Annotated in this window: 25 protein-coding genes and 2 pseudogenes; 18 read left to right on the forward strand and 9 right to left on the reverse strand. The window is 69.7% G+C overall.

The genetic code is table 11. The features are described 5' to 3' along the window. Positions 1-2: 2 nt before the first annotated feature. The gene (locus tag JJ685_RS30370; RefSeq protein WP_201673178.1) at positions 3-281 is read left to right on the forward strand and encodes a helix-turn-helix transcriptional regulator; all 279 of its coding nucleotides are present in this window, start codon (positions 3-5) and stop codon (positions 279-281) included. Here JJ685_RS30370 and JJ685_RS05455 read toward each other — a convergent pair. Continuing rightward, entirely contained in the window at positions 229-1518 is a 1290-nt protein-coding gene (locus tag JJ685_RS05455; RefSeq protein ID WP_201673179.1) for a tyrosine-type recombinase/integrase, read from the reverse strand. The genes JJ685_RS30370 and JJ685_RS05455 overlap by 53 nt on opposite strands. 262 nt (positions 1519-1780) lie before the next feature. Between JJ685_RS05455 and mutS the strand changes: the two genes are divergently transcribed. The 4 genes from mutS to JJ685_RS05475 all read left to right on the forward strand — a co-directional run bounded on the left by mutS (position 1781) and on the right by JJ685_RS05475 (position 6850). Then, positions 1781-4336 carry a DNA mismatch repair protein MutS gene (gene mutS, locus JJ685_RS05460; protein WP_201673180.1) on the forward strand — a complete coding sequence of 852 codons (2556 nt, stop codon included), beginning with the start codon at positions 1781-1783 and terminating at the stop codon, positions 4334-4336. Then, a complete protein-coding gene (locus JJ685_RS05465; RefSeq protein ID WP_201673181.1) occupies positions 4333-5163 on the forward strand; it encodes a proteasome-type protease in 831 nt (276 codons plus the stop codon). The genes mutS and JJ685_RS05465 overlap by 4 nt, the downstream gene beginning before the upstream one ends. Next, positions 5163-5969, forward strand: a complete 807-nt coding sequence (locus JJ685_RS05470; protein WP_201673182.1) for an alpha/beta hydrolase — start codon at positions 5163-5165, stop codon at positions 5967-5969. Before JJ685_RS05465 ends, JJ685_RS05470 begins: the two co-directional genes overlap by 1 nt. Positions 5970-6073: 104 nt before the next feature. Continuing rightward, a complete protein-coding gene (locus JJ685_RS05475) occupies positions 6074-6850 on the forward strand; it encodes an esterase/lipase family protein (protein ID WP_201673183.1) in 777 nt (258 codons plus the stop codon). Here the strand turns inward: JJ685_RS05475 and JJ685_RS05480 are convergent. Further along, a complete protein-coding gene (locus JJ685_RS05480; protein ID WP_201673184.1) occupies positions 6810-7637 on the reverse strand; it encodes an undecaprenyl-diphosphate phosphatase in 828 nt (275 codons plus the stop codon). The genes JJ685_RS05475 and JJ685_RS05480 overlap by 41 nt on opposite strands. A gap of 133 nt (positions 7638-7770) precedes the next feature. Here JJ685_RS05480 and JJ685_RS05485 point away from each other — a divergent pair, with 133 nt between their 5' ends. After that, positions 7771-7920, forward strand: a complete 150-nt coding sequence (locus JJ685_RS05485; RefSeq protein WP_201673185.1) for a hypothetical protein — start codon at positions 7771-7773, stop codon at positions 7918-7920. A 33-nt stretch (positions 7921-7953) separates the two neighbouring features. Here the strand turns inward: JJ685_RS05485 and JJ685_RS05490 are convergent, their stop codons facing one another. From JJ685_RS05490 to JJ685_RS05500, 3 genes are read right to left on the reverse strand one after another with little or no spacing between them, the layout of a single operon-like run. Beyond that, entirely contained in the window at positions 7954-9186 is a 1233-nt protein-coding gene (locus tag JJ685_RS05490) for an ABC transporter permease (RefSeq protein ID WP_201673186.1), read from the reverse strand. After that, entirely contained in the window at positions 9183-9905 is a 723-nt protein-coding gene (locus JJ685_RS05495) for an ABC transporter ATP-binding protein (protein ID WP_330901704.1), read from the reverse strand. Before JJ685_RS05495 ends, JJ685_RS05490 begins: the two co-directional genes overlap by 4 nt. Next, the gene (locus tag JJ685_RS05500; protein ID WP_201673187.1) at positions 9905-11536 is read right to left on the reverse strand and encodes an efflux RND transporter periplasmic adaptor subunit; all 1632 of its coding nucleotides are present in this window, start codon (positions 11534-11536) and stop codon (positions 9905-9907) included. The genes JJ685_RS05495 and JJ685_RS05500 overlap by 1 nt, the downstream gene beginning before the upstream one ends. Before the next feature lie 160 nt (positions 11537-11696). Between JJ685_RS05500 and JJ685_RS29660 the strand changes: the two are divergent. From JJ685_RS29660 to JJ685_RS05530, 7 genes and pseudogenes are all read left to right on the forward strand, one after another. Continuing rightward, positions 11697-12095: pseudogene (locus tag JJ685_RS29660) on the forward strand (DUF2306 domain-containing protein); the annotation flags it as partial. 21 nt (positions 12096-12116) lie between these two features. Continuing rightward, a pseudogene (locus JJ685_RS30225) lies at positions 12117-12614 on the forward strand (DUF6622 family protein); the annotation flags it as partial. Between the two features lie 13 nt (positions 12615-12627). Next, positions 12628-13662 (forward strand): alpha/beta hydrolase family protein, encoded by a 1035-nt coding sequence (locus JJ685_RS05510; protein WP_201673189.1) that lies wholly within the window; start codon positions 12628-12630, stop codon positions 13660-13662. Positions 13663-13675: 13 nt separating this feature from the next. Further along, positions 13676-13978 (forward strand): 2TM domain-containing protein, encoded by a 303-nt coding sequence (locus JJ685_RS05515; protein ID WP_201673190.1) that lies wholly within the window; start codon positions 13676-13678, stop codon positions 13976-13978. Beyond that, complete coding sequence (locus tag JJ685_RS05520) at positions 13975-15015, forward strand: sensor histidine kinase (RefSeq protein WP_201673191.1); 1041 nt, start codon at positions 13975-13977, stop codon at positions 15013-15015. The genes JJ685_RS05515 and JJ685_RS05520 overlap by 4 nt, the downstream gene beginning before the upstream one ends. Further along, positions 15012-15809, forward strand: a complete 798-nt coding sequence (locus JJ685_RS05525) for a LytR/AlgR family response regulator transcription factor (protein ID WP_201673192.1) — start codon at positions 15012-15014, stop codon at positions 15807-15809. Before JJ685_RS05520 ends, JJ685_RS05525 begins: the two co-directional genes overlap by 4 nt. A 415-nt stretch (positions 15810-16224) precedes the next feature. Then, complete coding sequence (locus JJ685_RS05530; RefSeq protein ID WP_201673193.1) at positions 16225-16470, forward strand: hypothetical protein; 246 nt, start codon at positions 16225-16227, stop codon at positions 16468-16470. A gap of 150 nt (positions 16471-16620) precedes the next feature. Here JJ685_RS05530 and JJ685_RS05535 read toward each other — a convergent pair whose 3' ends face one another. Next, the gene (locus JJ685_RS05535) at positions 16621-16935 is read right to left on the reverse strand and encodes a hypothetical protein (RefSeq protein ID WP_201673194.1); all 315 of its coding nucleotides are present in this window, start codon (positions 16933-16935) and stop codon (positions 16621-16623) included. 226 nt (positions 16936-17161) lie between these two features. Here JJ685_RS05535 and JJ685_RS05540 point away from each other — a divergent pair, with 226 nt between their 5' ends. Next, on the forward strand, positions 17162-18949 hold the full coding sequence (locus JJ685_RS05540; protein ID WP_201673195.1) for a glutamine--tRNA ligase/YqeY domain fusion protein: 1788 nt from the start codon (positions 17162-17164) through the stop codon (positions 18947-18949). A 21-nt stretch (positions 18950-18970) separates the two neighbouring features. Here JJ685_RS05540 and JJ685_RS05545 read toward each other — a convergent pair whose 3' ends face one another. Beyond that, positions 18971-19402 (reverse strand): hypothetical protein, encoded by a 432-nt coding sequence (locus JJ685_RS05545; protein ID WP_201673196.1) that lies wholly within the window; start codon positions 19400-19402, stop codon positions 18971-18973. 213 nt (positions 19403-19615) lie between these two features. Between JJ685_RS05545 and JJ685_RS05550 the strand changes: the two genes are divergently transcribed. From JJ685_RS05550 to JJ685_RS05560, 3 genes are all read left to right on the forward strand, one after another. Then, the gene (locus JJ685_RS05550) at positions 19616-19924 is read left to right on the forward strand and encodes an MTH1187 family thiamine-binding protein (RefSeq protein ID WP_201673197.1); all 309 of its coding nucleotides are present in this window, start codon (positions 19616-19618) and stop codon (positions 19922-19924) included. 166 nt (positions 19925-20090) lie between these two features. After that, a complete protein-coding gene (locus JJ685_RS05555) occupies positions 20091-20438 on the forward strand; it encodes a PH domain-containing protein (RefSeq protein ID WP_201673198.1) in 348 nt (115 codons plus the stop codon). Between the two features lie 126 nt (positions 20439-20564). Continuing rightward, complete coding sequence (locus tag JJ685_RS05560) at positions 20565-20870, forward strand: hypothetical protein (RefSeq protein ID WP_201673199.1); 306 nt, start codon at positions 20565-20567, stop codon at positions 20868-20870. A gap of 243 nt (positions 20871-21113) precedes the next feature. Here the strand turns inward: JJ685_RS05560 and JJ685_RS05565 are convergent, their stop codons facing one another. Both JJ685_RS05565 and JJ685_RS05570 read right to left on the reverse strand, forming a co-directional pair. Further along, positions 21114-22094 carry an IS110 family RNA-guided transposase gene (locus JJ685_RS05565; protein WP_201673200.1) on the reverse strand — a complete coding sequence of 327 codons (981 nt, stop codon included), beginning with the start codon at positions 22092-22094 and terminating at the stop codon, positions 21114-21116. A gap of 440 nt (positions 22095-22534) precedes the next feature. Beyond that, positions 22535-23686: an aminotransferase class V-fold PLP-dependent enzyme gene (locus JJ685_RS05570; protein ID WP_201673201.1), complete on the reverse strand. Its 1152-nt coding sequence runs from the start codon at positions 23684-23686 to the stop codon at positions 22535-22537. Positions 23687-23801: 115 nt separating this feature from the next. Here JJ685_RS05570 and JJ685_RS05575 point away from each other — a divergent pair, with 115 nt between their 5' ends. Beyond that, positions 23802-24620, forward strand: coding sequence for an AraC family transcriptional regulator (locus JJ685_RS05575; protein ID WP_201673202.1), 819 nt, complete (start codon positions 23802-23804; stop codon positions 24618-24620). Positions 24621-24660 lie beyond the last annotated feature (40 nt).

Consider the following 24660-nt stretch of genomic DNA (forward strand, 5'->3'; position numbering starts at 1 on the left):
CCGTGGACGTAAGGCTGTACTTCGACAAGGCCGAGGTCGCGGAGCTGACGACCCTCTCGGAAACCGTCATTGACGAGGAGATCCGGCAGGGCAGGTTTCCGAAGCCGCGGCAGCTGGCCGGCCGCCGGGTGGGCTACTTCATCGACGACATCCTCGAGTGGGCGCGCTCCCGGCCGCTTTCCGACCAGCCGTGCCCGCCGAACACCGGCGCGAAGAAGCCGCGCCGGCCTAGCTCTGCGCCTGCAGCGCCAGCTGCTCCAGCTTCGCATCCAGCGCCGTAAGCCACTCCCGCCGCTCCGCGTCGTAGCCGTAGACGTTGTAGACCGCAACGATGCCAGGTGGCATGTGGCCCATGATGGCCTCCGCCACCGGCTCAGGGCAGCCCATACTGGCGAGCAGCGTGCGGATCGAGCGCCGCAGATCGTGCGGCGACCAGTGGGTGACAGGCAGCCGAGGGCGGCCGCCACTGTGCTTTTTGTCGACCGTCTTGCAGTAGGGCTGGTGATGGTAGACGCCGCTCTGGATGACCTTCTGAGCGATCGGCTCATCCCTTCCGGTCTCGCTCGGGAATAGCCAGCGGTCGGTCTGCTGCATGCGCCTCAGCACGACGGCCTTGGCCCGGCCCACCAGAGGCACGCGCAGGTCGGTCGCGTTCTCGTGCCGCGCGTTCTTGGTCTTCTCCTTCGGGATCTGCCACCACAGCCCGTCCGCCTCCTCGCGGATCTCCGTCTTTTCGATGGCCACGATCTCGGCTCCCCTGGTATCGGTCCACAGGTACAGCGTCAGCGCGTCGGCGATGGTCTTGCTGAAGTTGGGCAACCAGTTGATCAGCCCGCCGAGTTCCGGTTCGCTTAGTGCTCGCTTCTGCGTCCCGACGTGCTTGCCTGCGATCTTCTTGCCCTTGCTGCGCAGCTTGCCGCGCATGATCTGGCGCCACCAATTCGGCGTCGTTTCCTTGAGCTTGCCGCTGTCGAGGCCGTAGTCGTAGGCCGCGCCCATCTCCTGGCGCACCTGGCTGGCCAGCACGGGCTTGTCGGCCAGCTTCTCGATCAGGTCGAACGCCTCGCTGCGCAGCAGCAGGTCGGCCGGGCGGTCCGCGATCGGCTCCGTCTCGCGCTCGAGCACCCGCCTCACCTCGGCGCGGCCCTTGGGCTTGCGGCTGCGGTCGATGTGGCCAGCGAGGTAGTCCTGCACGAGCTGCCGCACGAGGTAGGGCCCGGCGGACTCCGCTGGCGGTCGGCGCGCCTCCGCGCGGGCTTTGCGCTTTTGCAGCGCCGGGTCCTCGCCGGCCTCGCGCCGCTCCTTGAGCTTGCGCCATTCGCCGACCGCCTGGTCGTAGGCCAGCTTCGGCCATTCTCCGATCTTGACCTGCCGCATGCCGGTGTCGACAGGGCTCTTGTAGCGGTAGATCCAGGCCCACTTGGCGGTCGAGCGCTCGACTCTCAGCCCGGGGTGCTCGTGCAGAATGAGGTGCTGGCCAGCCTGTAACAGCTTGGCGGAGCGGGCGTCGAAGGTCATAGCGTGTGCGGGCCTACAGATGGGCGAGCGTAGCTTTTTGACCCCCAGCAGCGTAGCTTTTCGCCCCTGCCGGCGTAGGTTCTGGAGCAGCACCAGAAAAAGCTACGCTACGGCGTGAAGTGTAGCCGGGTTTAGGCGGGTGTAGGCGGGCGATGAATCGCGGCGCCCAGTAGGGCGAAAACGTCGAGGAAACAACGAGTTGCAAGCGTCGAGCAAGGAAAATCAAGCAGTTACGGACGAGCAGCCGAAGCCCGTAACGCCCATGATGGCGCAGTACCTCGCCATCAAGGCGGGGTATCCCGACACGCTCGTCTTCTACCGCATGGGAGACTTCTACGAGCTGTTCTTCGACGACGCCGAGAAGGCCGCGCGGCTCCTGGACATCACCCTCACGCGGCGCGGCATGTCGGCCGGCGAGCCGGTCGTGATGGCGGGCGTGCCCTTCCACTCCGTGGAGAGCTACCTCGCGCGCCTGATCCGCTGCGGCGAATCCGTGGCCATCTGCGAGCAGGTCGGCGAGGTCGGCGCCAGCAAGGGCCCGGTGGAACGCAAGGTGATCCGGGTGGTCACCCCCGGCACCCTCACCGACACCGAGCTCCTGAACGAGAAGTCCGAGGCCGTCCTGCTGGCCGTGCACCAGGGCCCGCGCCACAAGGTGGGGCTCGCCTGGCTCAGCGTCACGCAGGGCGCGCTGCAGCTGGCCGAATGCGACGGCGATGCCCTGGGCGACTGGATCGTCCGCGTGGCCCCGAGCGAACTGCTGCACGCCGCCGACATCACGCCCGTCTTCCGCGACCGGCTGCAGCTGCTGCGCGGCCCGGTGCCGCTGACGCAGCGGCCCGACTTCCAGTTCGACCCCGGCCTCGGGCAGCGCAAGCTGCTGGAGCAGCTGCAGGCCGCGAGCCTGGCCGCCTGGGGCGCCGACGAGCTGCCGCACGCGCATGCCGCAGCCGCCGCCCTGCTGGCCTACGCCGAACACACGCAGGGCCGCTCGCTCTCGCACGTGCGCCAGCTGCAGGTTGTGCGCGACGGCGAGCGCATCGAGCTGCCGCCGGCCACGCGCCGCAACCTGGAGCTGGTGCAGACCCTGCGCGGCGAGGACAGCCCCACCCTCTTCTCGCTGCTGGACACCTGCATGACCGGCATGGGCAGCCGCATGCTCCGGTCCTGGCTGCTGGAGCCGCCGCGCGACCGCGCCGTCGCCACCCAGCGCCTCGACGCGATCGCCGGCCTGCGGGAGGGCCTGTGGCAGAAGCTGCGCGCCGAGCTGAAGGGCGTGAGCGACGTCGAGCGGATCACGGCCCGCATCGCCCTGCGCCAGGTGCGCCCGCGCGAGCTGGTCGGCCTGCGCTGGGCGCTGGACAAGGCGCTGCAGCTCTCGGCCCACGTGCAGGGCCTGCCGGGGCTGCTGTCCGACACCGCGCACGACCTGCTGCCGCCGCCCGGCTGCGTGGAGCGGCTGGCGGCCACCCTGCGCGAGGATCCCTCCGCCCTGGTGCGCGACGGCGGCGTGATCGCCACCGGCCACGACGCCGAACTGGACGAACTGCGCGCCATCCAGGACAACTGCGACGGCTTCCTGCTGGAGCTGGAAACGCGCGAGCGCGCCCGCAGCGGCATCGCCAACCTGCGCGTGCAGTACAACAAGGTGCACGGCTTCTACATCGAGGTCACGCAGGGCCAGCTGGACAAGGTGCCCGACGACTACAAGCGGCGCCAGACCCTCAAGAACGCCGAACGCTTCATCACCCCGGAACTCAAGGCCTTCGAGGACAAGGCGCTGTCGGCGCAGGAGCGCGCGCTGGCGCGCGAGAAGTGGCTCTACGACCAGCTGCAGGACGCGCTGCAGGAGCACGTGCCCGCCCTCGGCCGGCTGGCGCGCGCGCTCGCCAGCCTGGACGCCCTGTGCGCCCTGGCCGAACGCTCGCTCACCCTGAACTGGTGCCGCCCGCAGTTCATGAAGGAACCGGGAATCGAGATCGCGCAGGGCCGCCACCCGGTGGTCGAGGCGCGGCTGGCCGAAACCAGTTCCGGCGCCTTCATCCCGAACGACACCCGCCTGGGCCCGAAGCAGCGCATGCAGGTCATCACCGGCCCCAACATGGGCGGCAAGTCGACCTACATGCGGCAGGTGGCGCTGGTCTGCCTGCTGGCCGCCATGGGCTCCTACGTGCCGGCGCAGGCCTGCCGGCTCGGGCCCATGGATGCGATCCACACCCGCATCGGCGCGGCCGACGACCTCGCCAACGCGCAGTCCACCTTCATGCTGGAGATGACCGAGGCGGCGCAGATCCTGCACGGCGCCACGGCGCAGAGCCTGGTGCTGATGGACGAGATCGGCCGCGGAACCTCCACCTTCGACGGCCTGGCGCTCGCCTCCGGCATCGCCGCCCACCTGCACGACCGGACCCAGGCCTTCACGCTCTTCGCCACCCACTATTTCGAGCTGACCGAATTCCCGGCCAGGCACCATTGCGCGCTCAACGTGCACGTGGGCGCCACCGAATCGGGCGCCGACATCGTGTTCCTGCACGAGATCCAGCCCGGGCCCGCCAGCCGCAGCTACGGCATCCAGGTGGCGCGGCTGGCGGGCATGCCCAGTGGCGTGGTCAACCACGCCCGCCATGCCCTGGCCGCGCTGGAGCAGCACCAGGAGCAAAGCCGCGAGCAGGTAGACTTGTTCGCGCCGCCGCCCGTGGCGGATGCGCCCGCGCCCAGCAAGGTGGAGGCCGCCCTCGCCGCGCTGGACCCCGACGCGCTCACGCCCCGGGATGCCCTCGACGCGCTCTATACCCTGAAGAAACTGATCCAGCCATGACCTACTGCGTCGGCATCAAGCTCAATGCGGGCCTGGTGTTCCTGTCCGACTCGCGCACCAACGCGGGCGTGGACAACATCAGCACCTTCCGCAAGATGATCGTCTACGAGAAACCCGGCGACCGCTTCATGGTGCTGCTGTCCGCGGGCAACCTCAGCATCGCGCAGTCGGTGCGGGAGATCCTGCAGGTCGAGCACCTGAAGGAAACGAACAGCTCCGAGGCGATCACGATCTGGAACGCCACCAGCATGTTCGACGCCTGCCGCGTGCTGGGGCAGGCCGTGCGCCACGTCTACGACCGCGATGCCGGGTCGCTGAAGAACTCCGGGGTGGAGTTCAACGTCAACCTGATCTTCGGCGGCCAGATCCGCGGCGAGGGGATGCGGCTGTTCCAGGTCTATTCGGCCGGCAACTTCATCGAGGCGACGGCGGAGACGCCCTACTTCCAGATCGGCGAGTACAAGTACGGCAAGCCGGTGCTCGATCGCGTGATCACGCCGGAAACCGACCTCGACGAGGCAGCCAAGTGCGCCCTGGTGTCGATGGACTCCACGATGAAGTCCAACCTGTCGGTGGGCCCGCCGCTGGACCTGGTGGTGTACGAGGCGAACCGCTTCGAGACCGACAAGGTGGTCTGCATCGACGTGCAGAACCCTTACTTCCGCATGCTGCACCTCGGCTGGGGGCAGAAGCTGCGCGAGGTGTTCGACAGCCTGGAAGACCCGGTCTGGGACGAAAGCCACACGGACACGCCGCTGCGCACGCACGCGGGCGGGCGCAGCAAGCCGCTGAAGAAGATCTCGACGCCGGAAGAAAAACTGATCTAGTGCTCATCGTCTTCTCCCACGCCAACAGCTTCCCCGCCGGCACCTACAGCCTCCTTTTCCGCGAACTGCGCTCGCGCGGCTTCGCCGTGAAGGCCGTGGAGAAGTTCGGCCACGAGGCGGACTACCCCGTCACCAACAACTGGCCGCACCTCGTGCAGCAGCTGCACGATTTCGCGGAGCGCGAGACCGGCAGGGCCGGCGAACCCGCGTTCTTCGTCGGCCACTCCCTGGGCGGCTTCCTGAGCATCCTGTGCGCGGCGCGCCATCCGCAGCTCGCCCGCGGCGTGCTGCTGCTCGACTCGCCCCTGGTGGGCGGCTGGAAGTCGCATGCCCTGCGGGCCGTCAAGCGCACGCCCCTGGTGGGCTCGCTCACTCCCGGCGCCGTGAGCCGCAAGCGGCGCAACCGCTGGCCCTCCCGCGAGGAGGCGCTGGAGCACTTTTGCCACAAGAAGGCCTTCGCCCGCTGGGAACCGCAGGTGCTGGCCGACTACATCGCCCACGGCACGCAGGACAAGGGCGGCGAGCGCGTGCTGGCCTTCGACCGCGACGTCGAGACCGCGATCTACAACACGCTGCCGGACAACCTGGAGCGCATCCTGCGCCAGCACCCGCTGCGCTGCCCGGCCGGCTTCATCGGCGGCCTGCAGTCCGAGGAGATCGGCCAGGTCGGCCTGGCGATGACCCAGCGCATCACGCAGGGCCGCATGGCGATGCTGGACGGCTCCCACCTGTTCCCGATGGAGAAGCCGCTCGCCACCGCGGCCGCGATCGAAGCCGCGCTGCGTGCCTTTCCGCCGCTGCCCTAAGCGGATTCCTTCCGTTTGGCGACGGCCCGGATGTGCCAGCGTCCTACACCGGCGTCGTTCCGATTCCCACGGGACCGTTCGTCCGCTAGCCGAACACTGAGGGCATGCCTTCGTCCCTCGGCTTCCGCGCCCCGCCCCTGGCCCTGCTGGCCACCGAACCCCTCCGGGCGGTGCTCGAGTTCTGCGCCGTCCGGTGGAACCAACCTGCCGTCGTGGCCGGCGACGGGCACCCGGTCGTCGTCTATCCCGGCCTCGGCGCCGGCTCCATGACCACCGCGCCGCTGCGCGCCCACCTGAAGACCTGCGGCTACGACGTCTACGACTGGGAACTCGGCGTGAACACGGGGCCCGAGGGTCGCTTCGACGACTGGCTGGCCGCGCTGGCGGCACGCGTGCGCGAGATCCACGCCCGCCACGAGCGCAAGGTCAGCCTGGTCGGCTGGAGCCTGGGCGGCGTCTATGCGCGCGAGATCGCCAAGCACTGCCCCGAGTGCGTGCGCCAGGTCGTGACGCTCGCCACGCCGCACAAGGCGATCGGCGACGGCAACCACGCGGGCACCCTCTACCGCCTCATGGGCGGCAGCCTGGCGCAGCTCACGCCCGCCCTGCTGCAGCGGCTGGGCCAGCGTCCGCCGGTCCCGGTCACCTCGATCTACAGCGAAAGCGATGGCGTCGTGTGCTGGCAGGGCTGCCTGGAGCGGCCCGGACCGGATGCCGAGAACGTCGCAGTGCACGCCAGCCACCTCGGCATGCCGACCCACCCGGATGTCCTGGGCATCGTGGCCGACCGGCTGGCGCAGCCGGAAGGCCGCTGGCGGCCCTATGCGCGGCGGCGCGGGCTCAGGTCCCGGCCCACTGGATCCAGCCGGTCCAGGAAGTGAGCAGCACGATCGCGCCGAAGGCGAGCCGGTACCACGCGAAGGGCGTGAAGCTGTGGCTGGAGATGTAGCGCAGCAGCCAGCGGACGCACAGCCAGGCGCTCACGAACGAGAACAGCAGGCCCACCAGGAACATGGGCACATCGTCGGCACTGAGCGCTGCGCGCTCCTTGTAGAGGCTGTACACGCCGGCGCCGATCAGCGTCGGGATCGCGAGGTAGAAGGAGAAGTCGGTCGCGGCCTTGCGCGACAGCCCCAGCAACATGCCGCCGATGATGGTCGCGCCGCTGCGGCTGGTGCCCGGGATCAGCGCCAGGCACTGCACCAGGCCGAGCTTGAGCGCATCGGTCCAGCGCATGTCCTCCACCTCCTGCACCCGCACCTTGGGATGACGGCGGCCCTCGGCCCAGAGGATCACGAAACCGCCCAGGATGAAGGTGGTGGCCACGACGCCCGGCGTGAACAGGTGCGACTTGATCGCCTTGCCGAGCGCCAGGCCCAGCACCACCGCCGGGATGAAGGCCACCAGCACGTTGAGCGCGAAGCGCTGCGCGCTGCGTTCGCTGGGCAGCTGGACCACGGTCTCGCGGATCTTCTGCCAGTACACGAGGATCACGGCCAGGATGGCGCCGGTCTGGATGGCGATCTCGAACACCTTGTCGCGCTCCCCGCTGAGCCCCAGCAGGTGCCCCGCCAGGATCAGGTGGCCGGTGCTGGAAATCGGCAGGAATTCCGTGAGTCCCTCCACGATGCCCATGATCGCGGCCTTGACCAGCAACACTCCATCCACGCGAAATCTCCGGCAAAAGGCGGGATTATGCGGCCGCGCGCCGTGCCGTCCGACAGGCGATGTCGGAAAGCGCGTGGCACCGTTGCGCGGCGTGCCTACAGGTTTGCCGAGGGCCTGCTGCCACATTGGGCCTATGAAAATCCTGCACCTGCTCCACGTGGTGGTTGCCCAGGCCTTCTACCGCTGGGCCATGAGAGAGATCAGCCCGATGCATCCCGACGTGCCCAAGATCATGGTGCGGCAGCACCAGTTGGCGGAGAAACACCGCCGCGTCTGGGGCTGACAGGAGCGCGGGAACGAAGGGAGCCTGGCTGCGTCATTCGTAGCGCAGCGCCTGGATCGGCAGCAGCCGCGCGGCGCGGCGGGCCGGATAGAAACCGAAGAACACGCCGACGAAGCCGGAGAAACCGGCCGCCAGCAGGATGGAACCGCCGGTCATGCTGACCTGCCAGCCGGCGAAGTGGCCCACCGCCCAGGTCGCGATCGCGCCGACCAGGACGCCGATGGCCCCGCCGGCCATGGCCAGCGTGACGGCCTCGATCAGGAACTGCGCCAGGATGTCCTGGCCGCGGGCGCCCACGGCCATGCGCAGGCCGATTTCGCGCGTGCGCTCGGTCACGCTCACCAGCATGATGTTCATGATGCCGATGCCGCCGATCACGAGGCTGATGCCGGCGACGGCGGCCAGCAGCAGCGTCATCACGCGGCTGGAGGCTTCCTGGGCCTGCAGGATCTCCGTGAGGTTGCGGATCGCGAACGGATCCTCCGCGCCGGGCTGCACCTTGAAGCGCTGGCGCAGCAGCTCGCGGATGTTCTCCTCCACCCGCTTCATGTCCTCGCCTTCGCGCACCTTCACGCTGATGGAGCCGACGCGCTTGAGCCTGCCGGGGTTGCCGCCCTGGATGCGGTTGCGATAGGTGCCGAGCGGGACGATGACGACGTCGTCCTGGTCCTGCCCCAGCGAATTCTGGCCCTTGCGTTCCAGCAGGCCCACGATCGTCATCGGCACCTTCTTCACGCGGATCACCTGGTCGAGCGGATCGGCATCGCCGAACAGCTGCTGGGCGACGGTCTGGCCGATGAGCGCCACCTTGGCCGAGCCGGCGATCTCCGCCGCCTCGAAGGGCCGGCCGGCGGCCAGCGGCCAGTCGCGCGCCTCCAGGTACTCGTTGGTGGTGCCGTAGATCGAGGTGCTCCAGTTGGTGTTGCCCACGACCACCTGCGCGCCGGTGCGCAGGTTGGGCGCGGTGACCTGCACCTCCGGGATTTCGCGCGCGATGGCGGCAGCGTCCTCCTCGGTCAGCCCCTGGCCGGTCTGCGCGCCGAGGCGCACGCCGCCGGCGGTGATGCCGCCCGGCAGCACCATCATCAGGTTGGAGCCCAGGCCCTTCATCTGCTCCTGCACGCGATCGGTCGCGCCCCGGCCCACCGCGATCATCGTGATCACGGCGCCGACGCCGATGATGATCCCGAGCATGGTGAGCACGCTGCGCAGCTTGTTGGCGGCGAGCGCGCGCAGGGCGGAGCGCAAGGCGGCGAGCAGGGTCATGCCGGCTGCAGCTGGGAAAGATCGGAATCCGAACCGGACCTGCCGGTCCTGTCTTCCAGGACCTGCCCGTCGCGGAACACGATGCGGCGCCGCGCCCAGCCGGCGATGTCGCTCTCGTGCGTGACGAGCACGACGGTCATGCCCTGCGCGTTGAGCGCGGCCAGCAGGCGCATGATCTCCTCGCTGGTCTGCGAGTCGAGCGCGCCGGTGGGTTCGTCGGCGAGGATCAGCTGCGGCCGGTTGACGAGGGCGCGGGCGATCGCCACGCGCTGCTGCTGGCCGCCGGAGAGTTCGGCCGGCGTGTGGCCGGCCCGCTCGCCCAGGCCCACGCGCTCCAGTGCCTCCCGCGCGCGCACACGGCGTTCGGCGGCGCGCACGCCGGCGTACACCATGGGCAGCTCCACGTTCTCCAGCGCGCTGGTGCGCGGCAGCAGGTTGAACTGCTGGAACACGAAGCCGATGCGGCGGTTGCGGATCGACGCGAGCTGGCTGGGCGCCATCGCGTCCACCGGCTCGCCCGCGAGCAGGTAGTGGCCGCTGGTGGGCAGGTCGAGGCAGCCGAGGATGTTCATCAGCGTCGACTTGCCCGAGCCCGACGCGCCCATGATCGCGACGAACTCGCCCGCCGCGATGTCCAGCGACACGCCCCGCAGCGCGTGCACGGTCTGGTCGCCCATGGCGTAGACCTTGGTGAGGTCGCGCGCTTCGATCAGGGCCATCAGAACATCCTGGGGCTCGTGGGCGCCTTGGGCTTGTCGCCGGCGGTGACGCCGATGATCACGGCGGCGCCTTCCTTCACTTCGGCCGCGTCGGGCGGCAGCAGTTCGGTGCTGCTGCCGTCGGTGATCCCGAGCCGCACGTTGAAGGCCTTCGGCTTGCCCGACGCATCGAGCAGGTAGATGCGCCCGCGCGTGCTGGCGCGGCCGGCGGCCTCGGCGACCAGCGCCTGGTACCTCGGCTTCTGCTGCGGCGTGAGCACCTCGCCGATGCGCGCGCGGATGTCCGCCAGCAGCTTTTCCCGCGCCTTGCCGCGCTCCTCCTCCGCCAGCTCGCGCAGCTGCGCGAACTTCGGCCGCAGCTCGGCGTAGATCGCATCGACCCGGGCGACCTGCTCCGGCGCGAGCTGCAGTTCGGCGACGAGCCGGTTGCGGAATTCCGTGCCGGCGCCGGGCCCACCGGCGCCGGGCCCGCCGGCCGCGGGTGGCGCTGGCTGCGCGTACGCCGCCGGCATCGCATTGCCGCCTTCGCTCGTGCCCACCGGGGCCGACGCAGGCCTGGCCGGCGCCGCGCCCGCCGGCTCCACGCCCGCGATGCGCACCCGCAGGGCCGCATTGGGGATCTTCAGCGCGTTGTCGCGCGTGTCGGTCACGACCCGCACGTTGGCCGTCATGCCGGGCAGCAGGCGGCCGCCGGCATTGGAGAAGCCGATCACGGCCACGTAGGTCACCACGTTGGCCACGTTCTGCGCCGCCTTGCGCACCTGCCGGATCTCGCCCTCGAAGGTCTGGCCGGCGAAGGCATCGACGGTGAAGGTGGCGCGCTGGCCCAGGCGGATGCGGCCCACGTCGCTTTCGTCGACGCTGGCCTCGACCTGCATGTCCTGCAGGTTCTGCGCGATCACGAACAGCTCCGGCGCCTGCAGGCTCGCCGCCACGGTCTGGCCCCGTTCCACCGTCCGCTTGATCACGATGCCGTCGACGGGCGAGGTGATCCTGGTGCGCTGCAGGTCCACCCGGGCCTGCGCCAGCGCGGCCTGGCGCTGCGCCACGTTGGCCCGCGCGCTCTGCACCTGCGCCTGGGCCACGCCCTGCTGCGCCTCGGCGGACGCCACGCCCTCGCGCGTGGTGTTGACGAGCGCCAGCGCCTTCTCGGCCTCGCTCTGCGCGATGAAGGCCTTTTCCACCAGCGACTTCTTGCGCTCGTGGTCGCGCTGTGCCTCGGCAAAATCCACGCGGGCCCGCGACGCGGCGGCGCGCATGGCGGCCGCATTGGCCTGCGCCGTCAGCACGGCGGCCTGCGCGGCGTCGACATCGGCCTGCGCCTGCCGCACGCGGTACTCGAAGGTCTCCGGGTCGATGGTGGCGATCAGCTGTCCTGCCTTCACTTCCGAGTTGAAGTCGACCAGCAGTTCCTTGACCTGGCCGGAGACCTGCGTGCCCACGGACACCTGCGTCACCGGGTTGACCGTGCCGGAGGCCGACACGCTCGCCTGGATCGGTCCGCGCTCGATCTTCGCCGTGCGGTAGCCGGGCTCCGGCGCGCGCCCCTGCGTCCACCACCATCCGGCCGCGGCGGCGCCGGCCAGCACGAGGGCCGCGGCAGCACCCGACTTCCACGAGAGCTTTGGCATGCATCCATTGTAGGAAGAGCCCATCCGTTCGTCAGCGCGGCCGCGGCCTTTCGCGCCGCCGCAGGCGCGTTTCGCTCCCCGCTTCCGGCGCTTCGTCGCAGGCCCGTGGCCCGGGACGAGCCCGCCGCGCACAGTCGGCTCCGCACCCCCAGGAGAACCCATGGAACTGACCCCCGCCATCACCCTGCACCTGGGCGCCGCCCTGGGCGCCGTCGCCACCGGACCGGTCGCGCTGTGGGCCCGGCTCGGCGCCCGCCAGCGCCCGCGCCTGCACCGCGCCTTCGGCTACGCCTGGGTGACGCTGATGCTGGTCACCGCGACCAGCGCCCTCTTCATCCGCGACCGCCAGATGCCCAACATCGCCGGCTTCACGCCGATCCACCTGCTGGTGCCGCTGACGATCTTCTCGCTGGTCCAGGCCTTCCGCTTCCTGGCGCGCGGCAACATCGCCGCCCATGCGCGCACGATGCGCCTGCTGTACCTCGGCGCCTGCGTCGTGGCCGGCCTGTTCACGCTGCTGCCGCAGCGCTACCTGGGCCGGCTGCTCTGGGGCAGGCTGGCGCCGCTGGCGCCCATCGCGCAGAACACGCCGCCGTGGGTGTGGGGCCTGCTCGCCGGGCTGGTGGTGCTCGGCTGGATGCAGTCGCGCGACCGCACCGCGAGCCTGGGCGCCGTCACGGGCCCGCCCGTCGGCATGGCGCTGTTCGGCCTGTGGGGCAGCGTCTCCGCCTTCGGCCGCTCGCCCCTGATCGCCGAAGCCCTCGTCCTGTGGCTGATCGCGTTCGGCGTCGCCACGGCGATCCTGGCGCGGCGCCCGGCCGCGGCCTGGTACGACCGCGGCACGCGCACCTTCGACCTGGCCGGCAGCTGGGCGCCGCTGGCGCTGTTCCTGGCCGTGTTCCTCACCCGCTACGCCGTGTCCGTGCAGCTCGCGCTGCACCCGCTGCTGGCGGAGGAGCGCGCCTTCGCCCTGCCGGCGGCGGCGCTCTACGGCGCCTTCAGCGGCGTCTTCGCCGGACGCGCCGCGCGGCTGTGGCGGCTGGCGCTGCGCCCGCAACCGTCCCTGGCCGCCGCCTGAGCAGGAGAACCCCATGCGCAACGCCCGCCTCCTCGCCAGCCTCGCCCTCGCTGCCTGCAGCCTCGCCGCCCAGGCCGGCATGGGCCTCGCCACGCTGCCCGGCGTGGACGGCGACGGCCCGGTGACCGTCTTCCATCCCACGGCACAGACCGAGCGGCCGGTGCAGCGCGGCCCCTTCACGCTGTCGCTGGCGGAGCAGGCCCCGCCGATCCGCGGCAACGGGCGGCTGGTGGTCGTGTCGCACGGCTCGGGGGGCAATCCCTGGGTCCATGCGGACCTGGCGCGGGTCCTGGTCGACGCCGGCTTCGTGGTCGCGGTGCCGCGGCACCACGGCGACCACTCGCTGGACCACAGCGATCCGGGCCCCGATAGCTGGAAGCTGCGGCCAGGCGAAGTCTCACGCGCCATCGATGCGGTCGCCAGGACGCCGGCGCTCGCCGCGCTGCTGGCGCTGGACCGCGTGGGCGTGTACGGCATGTCCGCCGGCGGCCACACGGCGCTTGCGATGGCGGGCGGCCGCTGGTCTCCCGCGCAGTTCGTGCGCCATTGCGAAGCGCACATCGGCGACGACTTCGCGGCCTGCGTCGGCGAGTACGCGGCCCTGAACGGCAATGCCTTCGACGGCCTGAAGAAGAAGGCCGCCCTGCTGGTGCTGCGGCACCGCTTCGCCGACGCGCCCTGGTACACGCACGAGGACCCGCGCGTGCAGGCCGTGGTGGCCGGCGTGCCGATGGCGGCCGACTTCGATGCGTCCTCGCTCGCGCAACCGCGCGTGCCGCTGGCGCTCGTCACCGCCGGGCGCGACAAGTGGCTGGTGCCGCGCTTCCATTCCGCGACCATCCTGGCGGCCTGCGCGCCGCGCTGCACGCTGCTGGCGGACCTGCCCGACGGCGGCCACGGCGCACTGCTTTCCCCGGCGCCGCCGGTCGAACGCCTCAACGCGATCGCGGCCGACCTGCTCGCCGATCCGCCGGGCTTCGATCGCGCCGTCCTTCCCGCGGTGGATCGCAGCATCGCCGCCTTCTTCCTCCAACACCTGCTCCCCTAAAATGAACGCGACCATGGCTCCCCTGCCCCCGGACCAACTCGAGCGCCTCGCCCACAAGCGCGCGGCGGCCAAGCTGGGGTGGTACGTGCACGCGCTGGTGTACGTCGTCGTGAACCTGTTCCTCTTCGCCCTGTCCAGCCATGGATTCGGCAGCCGCCCCTGGTCGGTGTTCCCGCTGCTTGGCTGGGGCCTCGGACTGGCATTGCACGGCGCGGCGGTGTTCCTCCTCGGCGAGGGCAGCGCCTTGCGCGATCGCCTGCTGGAACGCGAGCGCGAGCGGCTGCGCCGCGAGCACGAACGCCTGCCGCGGCCATGAACATCGACTGGCTCGCCAAGCTGCGCAACCTGTTGCAGACGACCGCGTTCTGCATCGCGGTGGCCACGCTGCAGTACGCGTTCACGCCGGATCGGCCCTATGCGCCGCCCGTGGTGTATTCGCTGCTGATCGGCATCACCATCTGGGCGATCGTGGACATCGGGCGCGTGTTCATTCCCTCGGCGCGCGAAACGGGGTGGCCCAGCGGCGGGACCGGTTTCCTCCTGGTCGCCGTGGCGATCGCGGCCGGCTGGCTCGTCGGCGGCAGGCTCGGCGACCTGGCCTGCCGGGCCTTCGACCTGTACGGGCCGCACGGCCGCGTGCACAGCGCGGCGGACTTGCGCTCCGACGTCCTGATCACCTTCATCGCGGGCTCGGTGGGCAGCTACTGGTTCTATGCCCGCAACAAGAGCGAGTACCTGGCCCGCAGGATGCGCGAGGCCGAACGCCATGCCAGCGAGGCACGGCTGAAGCTGCTGGAGACGCAGCTCGAGCCGCACATGATGTTCAACACGCTGGCCAACCTGCGGGCGCTGATCGGCGTCGACCCGGCGCGGGCGCAGGAGATGCTGGACCACATGATCGCCTACCTCCGCGCCACGCTGGACGCCTCGCGCGCCACCTCGCACCCGCTGCGCACCGAGTTCGACCGCGTGCAGGACTACCTCGCGCTGATGGCGATCCGCATGGGACCGCGGCTGGCCTACACGCTGGACCTGCCCGAGGAGCTGGCGCAGGTGCCGGTGCCCGCGCTGCTGCTGCAGCCGCTGGTGGAGAACAGCATCAAGCACGGGCTGGAACCCAAGGTGGAGGGCGGCCGCATCGACGTGCGCGCCCGCCGCGAAGGCGAGCTCGTCGTGATCGAGGTGCGGGACAGCGGCGTCGGAACCAACGGCTACGACAGCGGCGGCAAGGGCTTCGGCCTGGTCCAGATCCGCGAGCGGCTGGCCTCGCTGCACGGCGCGCGGGCCTCGCTCGATTTCGCCACCGACGCGGGCGGCGCGCAGGCGCGCATCGCGCTGCCGCTGGCCGCATGAAGGCCACCGCCGTCATCGCCGAGGACGAGCCGCTGCTGGCCCAGGCATTGCGCCTGGAGCTCGCCGCCGCCTGGCCCGAGCTCGAGGTGCTGGAAATGGTGGGCGATGGCGCCTCGGCCGTGCGCAGCGCGTTGCAGCACCGCCCCGACGTGCTGTTCTTCGACATCCGCATGCCGGGCCAGGGCGGCCTCGAAGCCGCCGCCGAACTGGCCGACGCCTGGCCGCAGGACGCGCCCTTTCCCGCGCTCGTGTTCGTGACGGCCTATGACCAGTACGCGCTGCAGGCGTTCGATGCCCAGGCCGTCGACTACGTGCTGAAGCCGGTGCAGCCCGCGCGCCTGCGCAGGACCGTCGACAAGCTGCGCCACGCGCTGGCTCAGCGGCAGCCGCAGGGCGGCGCGCTGGAAGCCACGCTGGGGCAATTGCGCCACCTGCTGCAGGCGAGCGCCGCGCCGGCTGCGCCGCAGCCGCTGCTGAAGGTGATCCAGGCCAGCGTGGGCGCCAGCATCCGCCTCGTGCCGGTGGAGCAGGTCGTCTACTTCGAAGCCGCCGACAAGTACGTGCGCGTCGTCACGGAAGACGGCGAGGTGCTGGTGCGCACGCCCCTGAAGGAGCTGCTGCCGCAGCTGGACGCGCAGCTGTTCTGGCAGGTGCATCGCGGCACCGTCGTGCGCGCAACGGCCATCGAGAGCGTGCATCGCGACGAGGCCGGCAAGCTGCACCTGGCCCTGCGCGCCCGCAAGGAACGGCTCCCCGTGAGCCGTGTGTACGCGCACTTGTTCAAGGCCATGTAGGGCGCGCCGACCCGCGCGTTGCTCGTCCGGAAATGGACGCTCCGGGAGCTGGCGGAATCGTCTGGCAGAGGCTGTGGGCGACGTCCTACAGGGTATGACGCGGGCGGCGCTTCTACTACCAGACATCGAATTGCACGAAAGGCGCTTGCAGACCCACAAAGCGAATTGCGACTTTCGTCCCGGTCACCCCGACTCCTCTGAGTCCCCTCCTCCTCCGGGGTGAGCTGGTCCGGCCCTCCGTCCCGCGACTGGCATTGTTACCCCCAGGCCCTGCCTGGGGGTTCTTTTTTTCGTACCTGCATTTCGCTGCGGACTACGGCTCGGTCGAAGGAGTCCGACGCTTACCGCCGGGCACAACCGGCATGTAAAGCTTCACACGGCCCTTACGCTGTGACTCACTCAGAGGAACAACGTAATGAAAGACGGAAAACCCAGCAACGTCGGCGACCCGGAAGGCCGGCGCTCGCCGGGCGGTCGACGGGCAAGCGCACCGGCGAACCAGAAGGGCTTCGTGGAGCGGGCGACCGCAAGGGGACACAGCGGGCACGGCGCCGAGAGCGTGCGGCCCCACCTGCGCGACCAGCTCCGGCTGAAGGCCCTGTTGCCGACGCCCTTCCCGACGCCGGACGACCAGCCTTCGAAAGACGAGCACCACCGGTAGCACGGCAAGACGAATCGCATCACGCGGGACGGCGCAGCGACCACCCATCGAGCAAGGGGCCCAGGAAAAAAGAAGGCCCCGGCCGGTGGGCCGGGGCCAATACGCTTGGAGATCCTGGGTCGTTACGAGGCGACGACCCCCCGCCGGAACTCAGTCGTGATGGTGGTGGTGGTGCTTGTGGTGCCCCTTGTGCCTGCCAGGAACGACGTAGACGGGTTCGGGCTCCATCAAGACCACGGGCCGCGACACGACCACGGGGCGAGGGGCCACATACACGGGCTGCGGTGCGATCAGGACGGGCGCCGGTGCGATCACCGCGGGCCGTACGTTGCCGACGCCGACCGAAACGCCAGGGGCAGCGTCGATGCCGACCGACCAGAAGACGTTGTCGCGGGCCTGGGCCGCACTTGCGGCGAGGGCCACCAGGGCGACGGCGGCGAGAGGACGGAAGAGTTTCCTTTGCATGAGGTTCCTGCTTTGCGCGGGACAACAACCCCGCTCACTGATTTAACGTCGCGTTCACGAGCGCTACCTACGGCCTGAACGTCAAATGCGTTGCCGGGCGTAACTCGACAGTCCGTTCGTCCGGCCAAAGCGGCACTTCGTCACTCGGCGTTGTTTATTCCCCTCTTTGCCTCGCTTCGGCAGGGTCCCGGGGGCGCCGGGACCCCCATGCGAAAATCGGGTGGATATGGCTCTCCCGACCGACAAAGAACCCGCCGTGCGCCCGAGCAACTTCCTGCGCCAGGTCATCGAACGCGACCTGGAGCAAGGGACGTATGCCGGCCGGCACTGGGGCGGCACGCCCGGCGATGCGGCGCATCACCGGGAAGGTGCGGCCGACCCCGCGAAGATCCGCACCCGCTTCCCCCCCGAGCCCAACGGCTACCTGCACGTGGGCCATGCCAAGAGCATCTGCCTGAACTTCGGGCTTGCGCTGGACTACGGCGGCATCTGCCACCTGCGCTTCGACGACACCAACCCCGAGAAGGAAGAGATCGAGTACGTCGAGAGCATCAAGGATGCGGTGCAGTGGCTCGGCTACACGTGGGACGCCGCCGGCACCCGGCACCTGTACCAGGCCAGCGACTACTTCGACTTCATGTACCGCGCGGCCGAGTACCTGATCGAGGCCGGCGACGCGTACGTGGACGAGCAGACCCCCGAGCAGATGCGCGTGAACCGCGGCGACTTCGGCCGCCCGGGAGTGGACAGCCCCTACCGCAGCCGCTCGATCGAGGAGAACCTGCAGCGCTTCCGCGAGATGCGCGAGGGCAAGCTGCCCGACGGCGCCGCGGTGCTGCGCGCGAAGATCGACATGGCCAGCCCCAACATCAACATGCGGGACCCGGCCATCTACCGCATCAAGCACGCGGAGCACCACAACACCGGCAATGCCTGGTGCATCTACCCGATGTACACTTTCGCGCACCCGATCGAGGACGCGCTGGAGAACATCACCCACAGCATCTGCACGCTGGAGTTCGAGGACCAGCGGCCCTTCTACGACTGGCTCGTCGACCACCTCGCCGCCGGCGGGCTGGTCAACACCCCGCCGCCGCGCCAGTACGAATTCGCGCGGCTGAACCTGACCTACGTGGTCACCAGCAAGCGCAAGCTGAAGCAGCTGGTGGACCAGCGCGTCGTCACCGGCTGGGACGATCCGCGCATGCCCACCATCGTGGGGCTGCGCCGGCGCGGCTACACGCCCGAGTCGCTGCAGCTCTTCGCCGAGCGCATCGGCGTGAGCAAGGCCGATTCCTGGATCGACTACTCGACGCTCGAGATCGCCCTGCGCGACGACCTCGACCCCAAGGCCGCCCGCGCGATGGCGGTGCTGGACCCGGTGAAGATGGTCATCGCGAACTGGGACGAAATCATGGGCGCCGGTCACCTGGAGCCCTGCTCCGCGCCCGTGCATCCGCACGACGCGGACCGCGGCCGCCGCGAGTTCATGTTCGGGCGCGAGTTGTGGATCGAGCGCAGCGACTACGAGGACACGCCGCCCAAGGGCTTCTTCCGCCTGTTCCCGGGCAACAAGGTGCGGATGAAGTACGGGTACGTCGTCGAGTGCGTCGGCGCTTCCCGTGATGCCGCCGGCGCGATCACCGAAGTGCAGGCAAAGCTGGTCCCCGACACCAAGAGCGGCACGCCCGGCGCCGACGCGGTGAAGGTGAAGGGCAACATCACCTGGGTCGGCGTGGCCGACGGCGTGAAGGCCGAAGTGCGTCTCTACGACCGCTTGTTCTCGGTGCCGCAGCCGGGTGCCGGGGAGAAGGACTTCCTCGAGGAGCTCAATCCGGATTCGCTCAAGGTGGTGACGACGTACGTGGAGCCCTCACTGGGTCGTGCGAAGCCGGACCAGAAGTTCCAGTTCGAGCGCCATGGCTACTTCGTGGCGGACCGCAAGGACCACGCGGCGGGGGAACGGCCGGTGTTCAACCGCGTGACCGGGTTGAAGGATTCGTTCGGCAAGTAAGGTCCGGGGGGAAGGCAGGATTCAAGCAGCGATGCGCCCGGACAGCGGGGGACGCCCGCTGTCCGGTGCACCGCGCGCCGCGGATTCCGCAGGCACCGTACGCGCTCGCCGCGGGAAGCGCAATCCGCTGCCGGCCAGCTGCTCGTATTCGAATCGGCTCATGCCCTGCTCCACGCACACCGGCACGCAGGCGCTCGGCGCGAAAAAGCTTCGCGCATGGCGCGCCAGCGCCGGCCCGAAGAGGAGCACGACCGGCACGACGAACTCGAGGCTTTCGGCGAGCCACCCGAGCAGGATCCCCGGCAGCGCGGGGCCGAACTGGCTGGGGTCGGTGACCAGCGCGCGGGGACGCATCGCGAGCGCGTGCAGCACGAAGTAGCTGGAAAGTGCGAAGGCCAGCCGCGTGGCGTTCATCCACGTCTCGGCGCGGCCCGGAATGTTCTTGCTGCCCACGATGTCCCCTCGTTGTTCTTCGGCAGCGACGGACTGCTGTCCTGCCGGTGCCGCAATGAAGCCAGCAAGCGGCCCATCGACCGCTGACGCAGGTCAAACCCCGCGCATCTCGGCACCAACGTGCTGCCAGCGGCGAAGCCCTTTTTGCGTCGCGTGGCCGCGGGAGCGACAAAGGGGCAAGATGGCGGGCATTCCACCGGAGGAACGACACCCATGGTCCTGCTCGAATTCGCGATGACGCCCACCGGCGAGGGCGAGAGCCTCTCGCGCCACGTGGCCCGCATCCTCGACATCGTCGACCGCAGCGGCGTGAGCTACCAGCTCACCGCGATGGGCACGATCCTGGAGGGCGACTTCGACGTCGTGATGGGCGTCGTCACCGACTGCTTCCGCGCACTGCAGGCCGACTGCAAGCGCATCGGCATGAACCTGAAGATGGACTACCGCGCCGGCACCGACTCGCGCCTTCGCAGCAAGATCGACTCGGTGGAAGGGCACGTCGGCCGCAAGCTGAGGTCCTGAAGACCGCGGCTGCGGCCGGTACCCGGCGCTCGCTCAAAAGGAGCAGGTTTTAGAGGCCGCACTCCACACGGCCCCTTGCGCCTTCGGGACGATGCCTCCTGTCTCCCGGGAATGTTCCACCCCGGCGCATTCCCGGCGAGCGCCAGACCCAGACGAGGAAGCCGCCATGAACGCCCTGTCCGCCAGCCTGCCCGCCCTGCGCCTCCAGTTCGAGCAGTTCGCCAGCAGCTGGTTCGGCCTGTTCGACGATTTCCTCGTCCGGGCCGGCGAGGTGCCGGCGCAGCCCACGCACGCGCTGGATCCGCACGAAACGCTCTGGCTCGACACCACGCCCGGACTGTGCGTGGCCTGCCTCGACGGCTGCGTGCTGCTGCAGGTCCAGGGGCGGCCACGCGGCGAGGTCATCCTCGTGCGCGGCGAATCCCACTTCTTCGAAGACGAGGCCCGCGTCGCCGTGCAGGCCTTCGTGGCCACGGCGCTTCGCATCGCGGCGCCGGCACCCGCACCGAACTGAGCGCCGCCCCCGCCCAGCGCCGCGGGACAGCACGCAGGCGCGCTCCGGGTCCTTTCCTACGCCGTGCTGCCGCGCACCTTCCTAGATTGGCATCCATCGAACACGAAAAAACAAAGGATGGAAGCCATGCCGCATCCCAAGAACCGCCTCAAGCTCACCGGTGACACGCACCTGCCCGACATCGGCGACCTGCTGGAACGGGCCGACGCGGACGAACCCGCCGTGCTGGAATTCGATGCCGAGCCGCGCGTGTACGCCGACGGATGGGCGCCTTCCGGTGCCGAGGCGCTGCCCGCAGAGGAGCAGGCCCTGCCCGAGCCCGTGACGCAGGTCGAACGCGCCGTGGAGAAACGCATGGCGGCGACACCCTGGCTGGCCGTCGGCGGAGCCCTGGCGTTCGGGTTCCTGGTTGCGAAGATGCTGCGGAGGTAGGCCAGGCGCGGCCCGACGCAACACTCGCCAATCTGCGACCGGCAACCGCTGGGAGCCGTGTTCGGTGAACGTCGCGCCGCTCGGGCCGGACCAGCCCGTGTCGATCGCAAGGGTGCGGCTTCGGTTGGCGCGGTCGCCGACGCTCGAAGCGCGCTCACTGATGGACGGTGCGCTCGCGCCCGCGCCGCGGAGGACCAGGGCGTGACCGTCCGACTCGGCGACATCAAGACACCATTGTGGTTGTCAAGTCGGTGTGGCAAGCGACCTGGCCGGGTCGAACGGCTTTCCGGACTTCAGCACGCCATAGGCGATGGCCAGCAGCTTGTGCATGCACGCCACGACGATGACCTTGCCCGGCTTGTTCTGCTCTTTGAGGCGCTGCCAGAATCTGGCGATCACGGGGTTGTATTTGCCCGCGACCATCGCTGGGAAGTAAAGAGCATGCCGCAGCGCCTCGTGGCCCATGGGATGAGTGCCCCTTTTCTTGTTCAGCGAAGTGCCCGACTGCTGAATCATCGGCGCCAAGCCGGCATGCGCAATGAGCGCTTTGACGCTCTTGAACCGCTCCGGGCGGCCGATGTACGCCAGCAGCTGCGGAATCGTCTTGTCCCCCAGGCCGGGAATGGTCTCCAGCAGACCGCGGCGCGACTTCAGATCCGGATCGTCGTTGATCGTCTGGCGGATCTGCGCGCGCACCTCCTCGATGCTTGCGTCTAGCTGCGAGATGATCTCCAGCAGCGAGGAGCGCACAGCCTCGTGGGCCACCTCCAGACGATTGTCTTCGGCCTGCCGCATCCCCTTCAAGGTCTCCAGCCGGCCCACGAGCGCCTGCAGCTTTCTCACTGCTGGAGACGGCGCCTGCCAGAGTTCGGGCTGCGTGCGATCGGCATACCGCGCCAGCGCCTTCGCATCGGCGCTGTCGGTCTTGGAGCGAGCCCCTTCAGATTCGACAAACCTCTTGACCAACATCGGATTGACCACCGAAACGTCGATGTCCTGCTCATGCAGGAACAGCGCCAGGCTCTCGTGGTACACGCCGGTGGCTTCCATGCACACGTGAACGTTGGCCTGTCCGCCGGGCACGTTGGACGCTATCCACTCCAGAAGCGCCCGGAAGCCGGCGCCAGTGTTGCTGAACACTTTGGAGCGATACTTCTTGCCGTCCAGCAGCAACGCAACGTCGAACTTCGCCTTGCTGATGTCCACACCGAGCTTCGATTTCACCTTACGGGCTTCCTTCTCTAGCGCGCATATTCGACTGGCACGTCCTGATATGCGAGGTCACCACCGGCCAGTGCCGGCGGTGCCCCAAGACACCATTCGAGCTACTGCGTCGAATCCGGGTGGCCCCCACTCTTAATGACAGGCTTTTCGCCGAAGGAGGAGAACGGGGGCATCCGCCCGGGCTCCCTCAGCGCGGCGGGAGCGATGGAAACAATATCAGGAGGAGGCGCGGGCGCGGCGCCAGATGGGGCACGCTTTTCATCCGCGCCGGGGGACAGTCGCAGAGGCGGACGGTCACGTCCTGGTCCGGGTCGGAGGCAACCGGCCAACCGTGGCAGCCATCTTTTGGTCTCCCCGGAATTCGGTGAAGAACCAAACAAAAGCGGCCTCGCGGCCGCTTCCCGGATCCCTGGTCCCCGCCTGCGCGGGAACGACGCGGGCTACGCCGCCTTCGCCGGCGCGACCACGCCCAGCCGGTCGAGCGCTTCCTTCAGGTGCCCCACCGTGCGGTCCACGTGGTGCCACTTCTCGAGGCCGAACAAGCCGATGCGGAAGGTCTTGAACTCGGCCCCCTCGTCGCACTGCAGCGGCACGCCCGCGGCGGTCTGCAGGCCTTCGTCGAGGAATTTCCGGCCGGACTGGAGGTCCGGGTCGGTCGTGTAGCTCACGACCACGCCCGGCGCCTTGAAGCCCTCGGCGGCCACGCTCGGCAGGCCGCGGCCCTCGAACAGCGCGCGCACCTTGCGGCCCAGGTCTTCCTGCTCCGCCTTCACGCGGGCGAAGCCATAGGCCTGCGTCTCCTTCATGACCTCGCGCAGGCGCGTGAGCGCATCCGTCGGCATGGTGGAGTGGTACATGTGGGCGCCGCCCTCGTACGCCTCCATGATCTGCAGCCACTTCTTCAGGTCCATGGAGAAGCTGCTGCCGCTGGTGTCCTGGATCGCCTGGCGGGCGCGCTCGGACAGCATCACCATCGCGCAGCACGGCGAGCTGCTCCAGCCCTTCTGCGGCGCGGAGATCAGCACGTCCACGCCCACGGCCTTCATGTCCACCCACATCGCGCCCGAGGCGATGCAATCCAGCACGAACAGGCCACCCACCGCGTGCACGGCGTCGGCCACGGCGCGCATGTAGTCGTCGGGCAGGATGATGCCGGCGGCGGTTTCGACATGAGGCGCGAACACCACCGCGGGCTTCTTCTCGCGGATGGCGGCAGTCACTTCGGCGATCGGCGCCGGCGCCCACGGGGCGGTGGCGCCGCTGCCCTGCCGGCGCGCCTTCAGCACGGTCTCCGACTTCGGGATGCGCCCCATCTCGAAGATCTGCGTCCAGCGGAAGCTGAACCAGCCGTTGCGCAGCACGAGGACGTCCTTGCCGCCGGCGAACTGCCGCGCCACCGATTCCATGCCGAAGGTGCCGCTGCCCGGCACCAGCGCTACGGAATGGGCGCCGTAGACCTCCTTCAGGATCGCGGAGATGTCCTTCATCACGCCCTGGAAGCTGCGGGACATGTGATTGAGCGCGCGGTCGGTGTAGACGACCGAGAACTCGAGCAGACCTTCGGGATCGACGTTGGGCAGCAGTCCGGGCATGAGGGTTTGTCTCTACTTGGAAGGGAAAACGGCCAGCTTAACACCCGCCCCTGCGCCCCCCTCTTGACCGGGGTCACTTTTCGCCGGATCCGGCCGCCATGGCAGGATGGCCTCCATGCGCGCGCCCCCCGAGCACGAATGCGAAGTCCTGGGCTCCCCCTGGGAGGGCGTGTACGCCACCCGTATCCGCAGCGCCCGCCACTACGGGCGCCATTCGCACGGCACCTTCGGCTTCGGCGTGGTCGACGCCGGAGCGCACCGTTCCAGCAGCGGGCGCGGCACGGTGGACGCCTTCGCCGGGGACATCGTGACTGCCAATCCGGGCGAAATGCACGATGGCCGGCCGCTGGGCGGCCCTTCGCGCACCTGGTGCACGGTGTACGTGGATCCGGGGTTGCTGCAGGCCCTCGACCGGTCCACCGGCGACCTGGCGATCACGCAGCCGGTGCTGTCGGACCCGCAGCTGGAGACGCAGACGAGGCAGCTCCTGCGGACCCTGCGGGACTGGCGGCGCGGCCACGCCGAGGCGCTCGCCTGCGAGGAGGCCCTCGTGCAGGCCTGCGGCCTGCTGCTGCGCCACACGACGCATCGCGCGCCGGCCGCCAGCGGCGCGCTGGCCCTGGCGAAGGTCCGCGAGCGGCTCGCCGCCGACCTGCTCGCGCCGCCCACGCTCGCGGAACTCGCCGGGCTGGCGGGCGTGAGCCGCTTCCAGCTGCTGCGCCGCTTCGCCGCCCAGGTCGGCTGCACCCCGCATGCCTGGCTGCTCCAGCAGCGCTGCGAGCGGGCCCGCGGCCTGATCCGGCAGGGCAGGTCCCTGGCCGAAACCGCGGCGGCCTCGGGCTTTGCCGACCAGAGCCACCTCACGCGGCTCTTCTCGCGCCAGTTCGGCTTCACCCCCGGCGCCTGGCAGGACGCGCAGCGCCGCCTGCAATAACGTTCAAGACGCGCCGGTACGCGGCATACACACTGGCTGC

This window comes from Ramlibacter monticola (genome assembly GCF_016722785.1).
Classification (GTDB): domain Bacteria; phylum Pseudomonadota; class Gammaproteobacteria; order Burkholderiales; family Burkholderiaceae_C; genus Ramlibacter; species Ramlibacter monticola.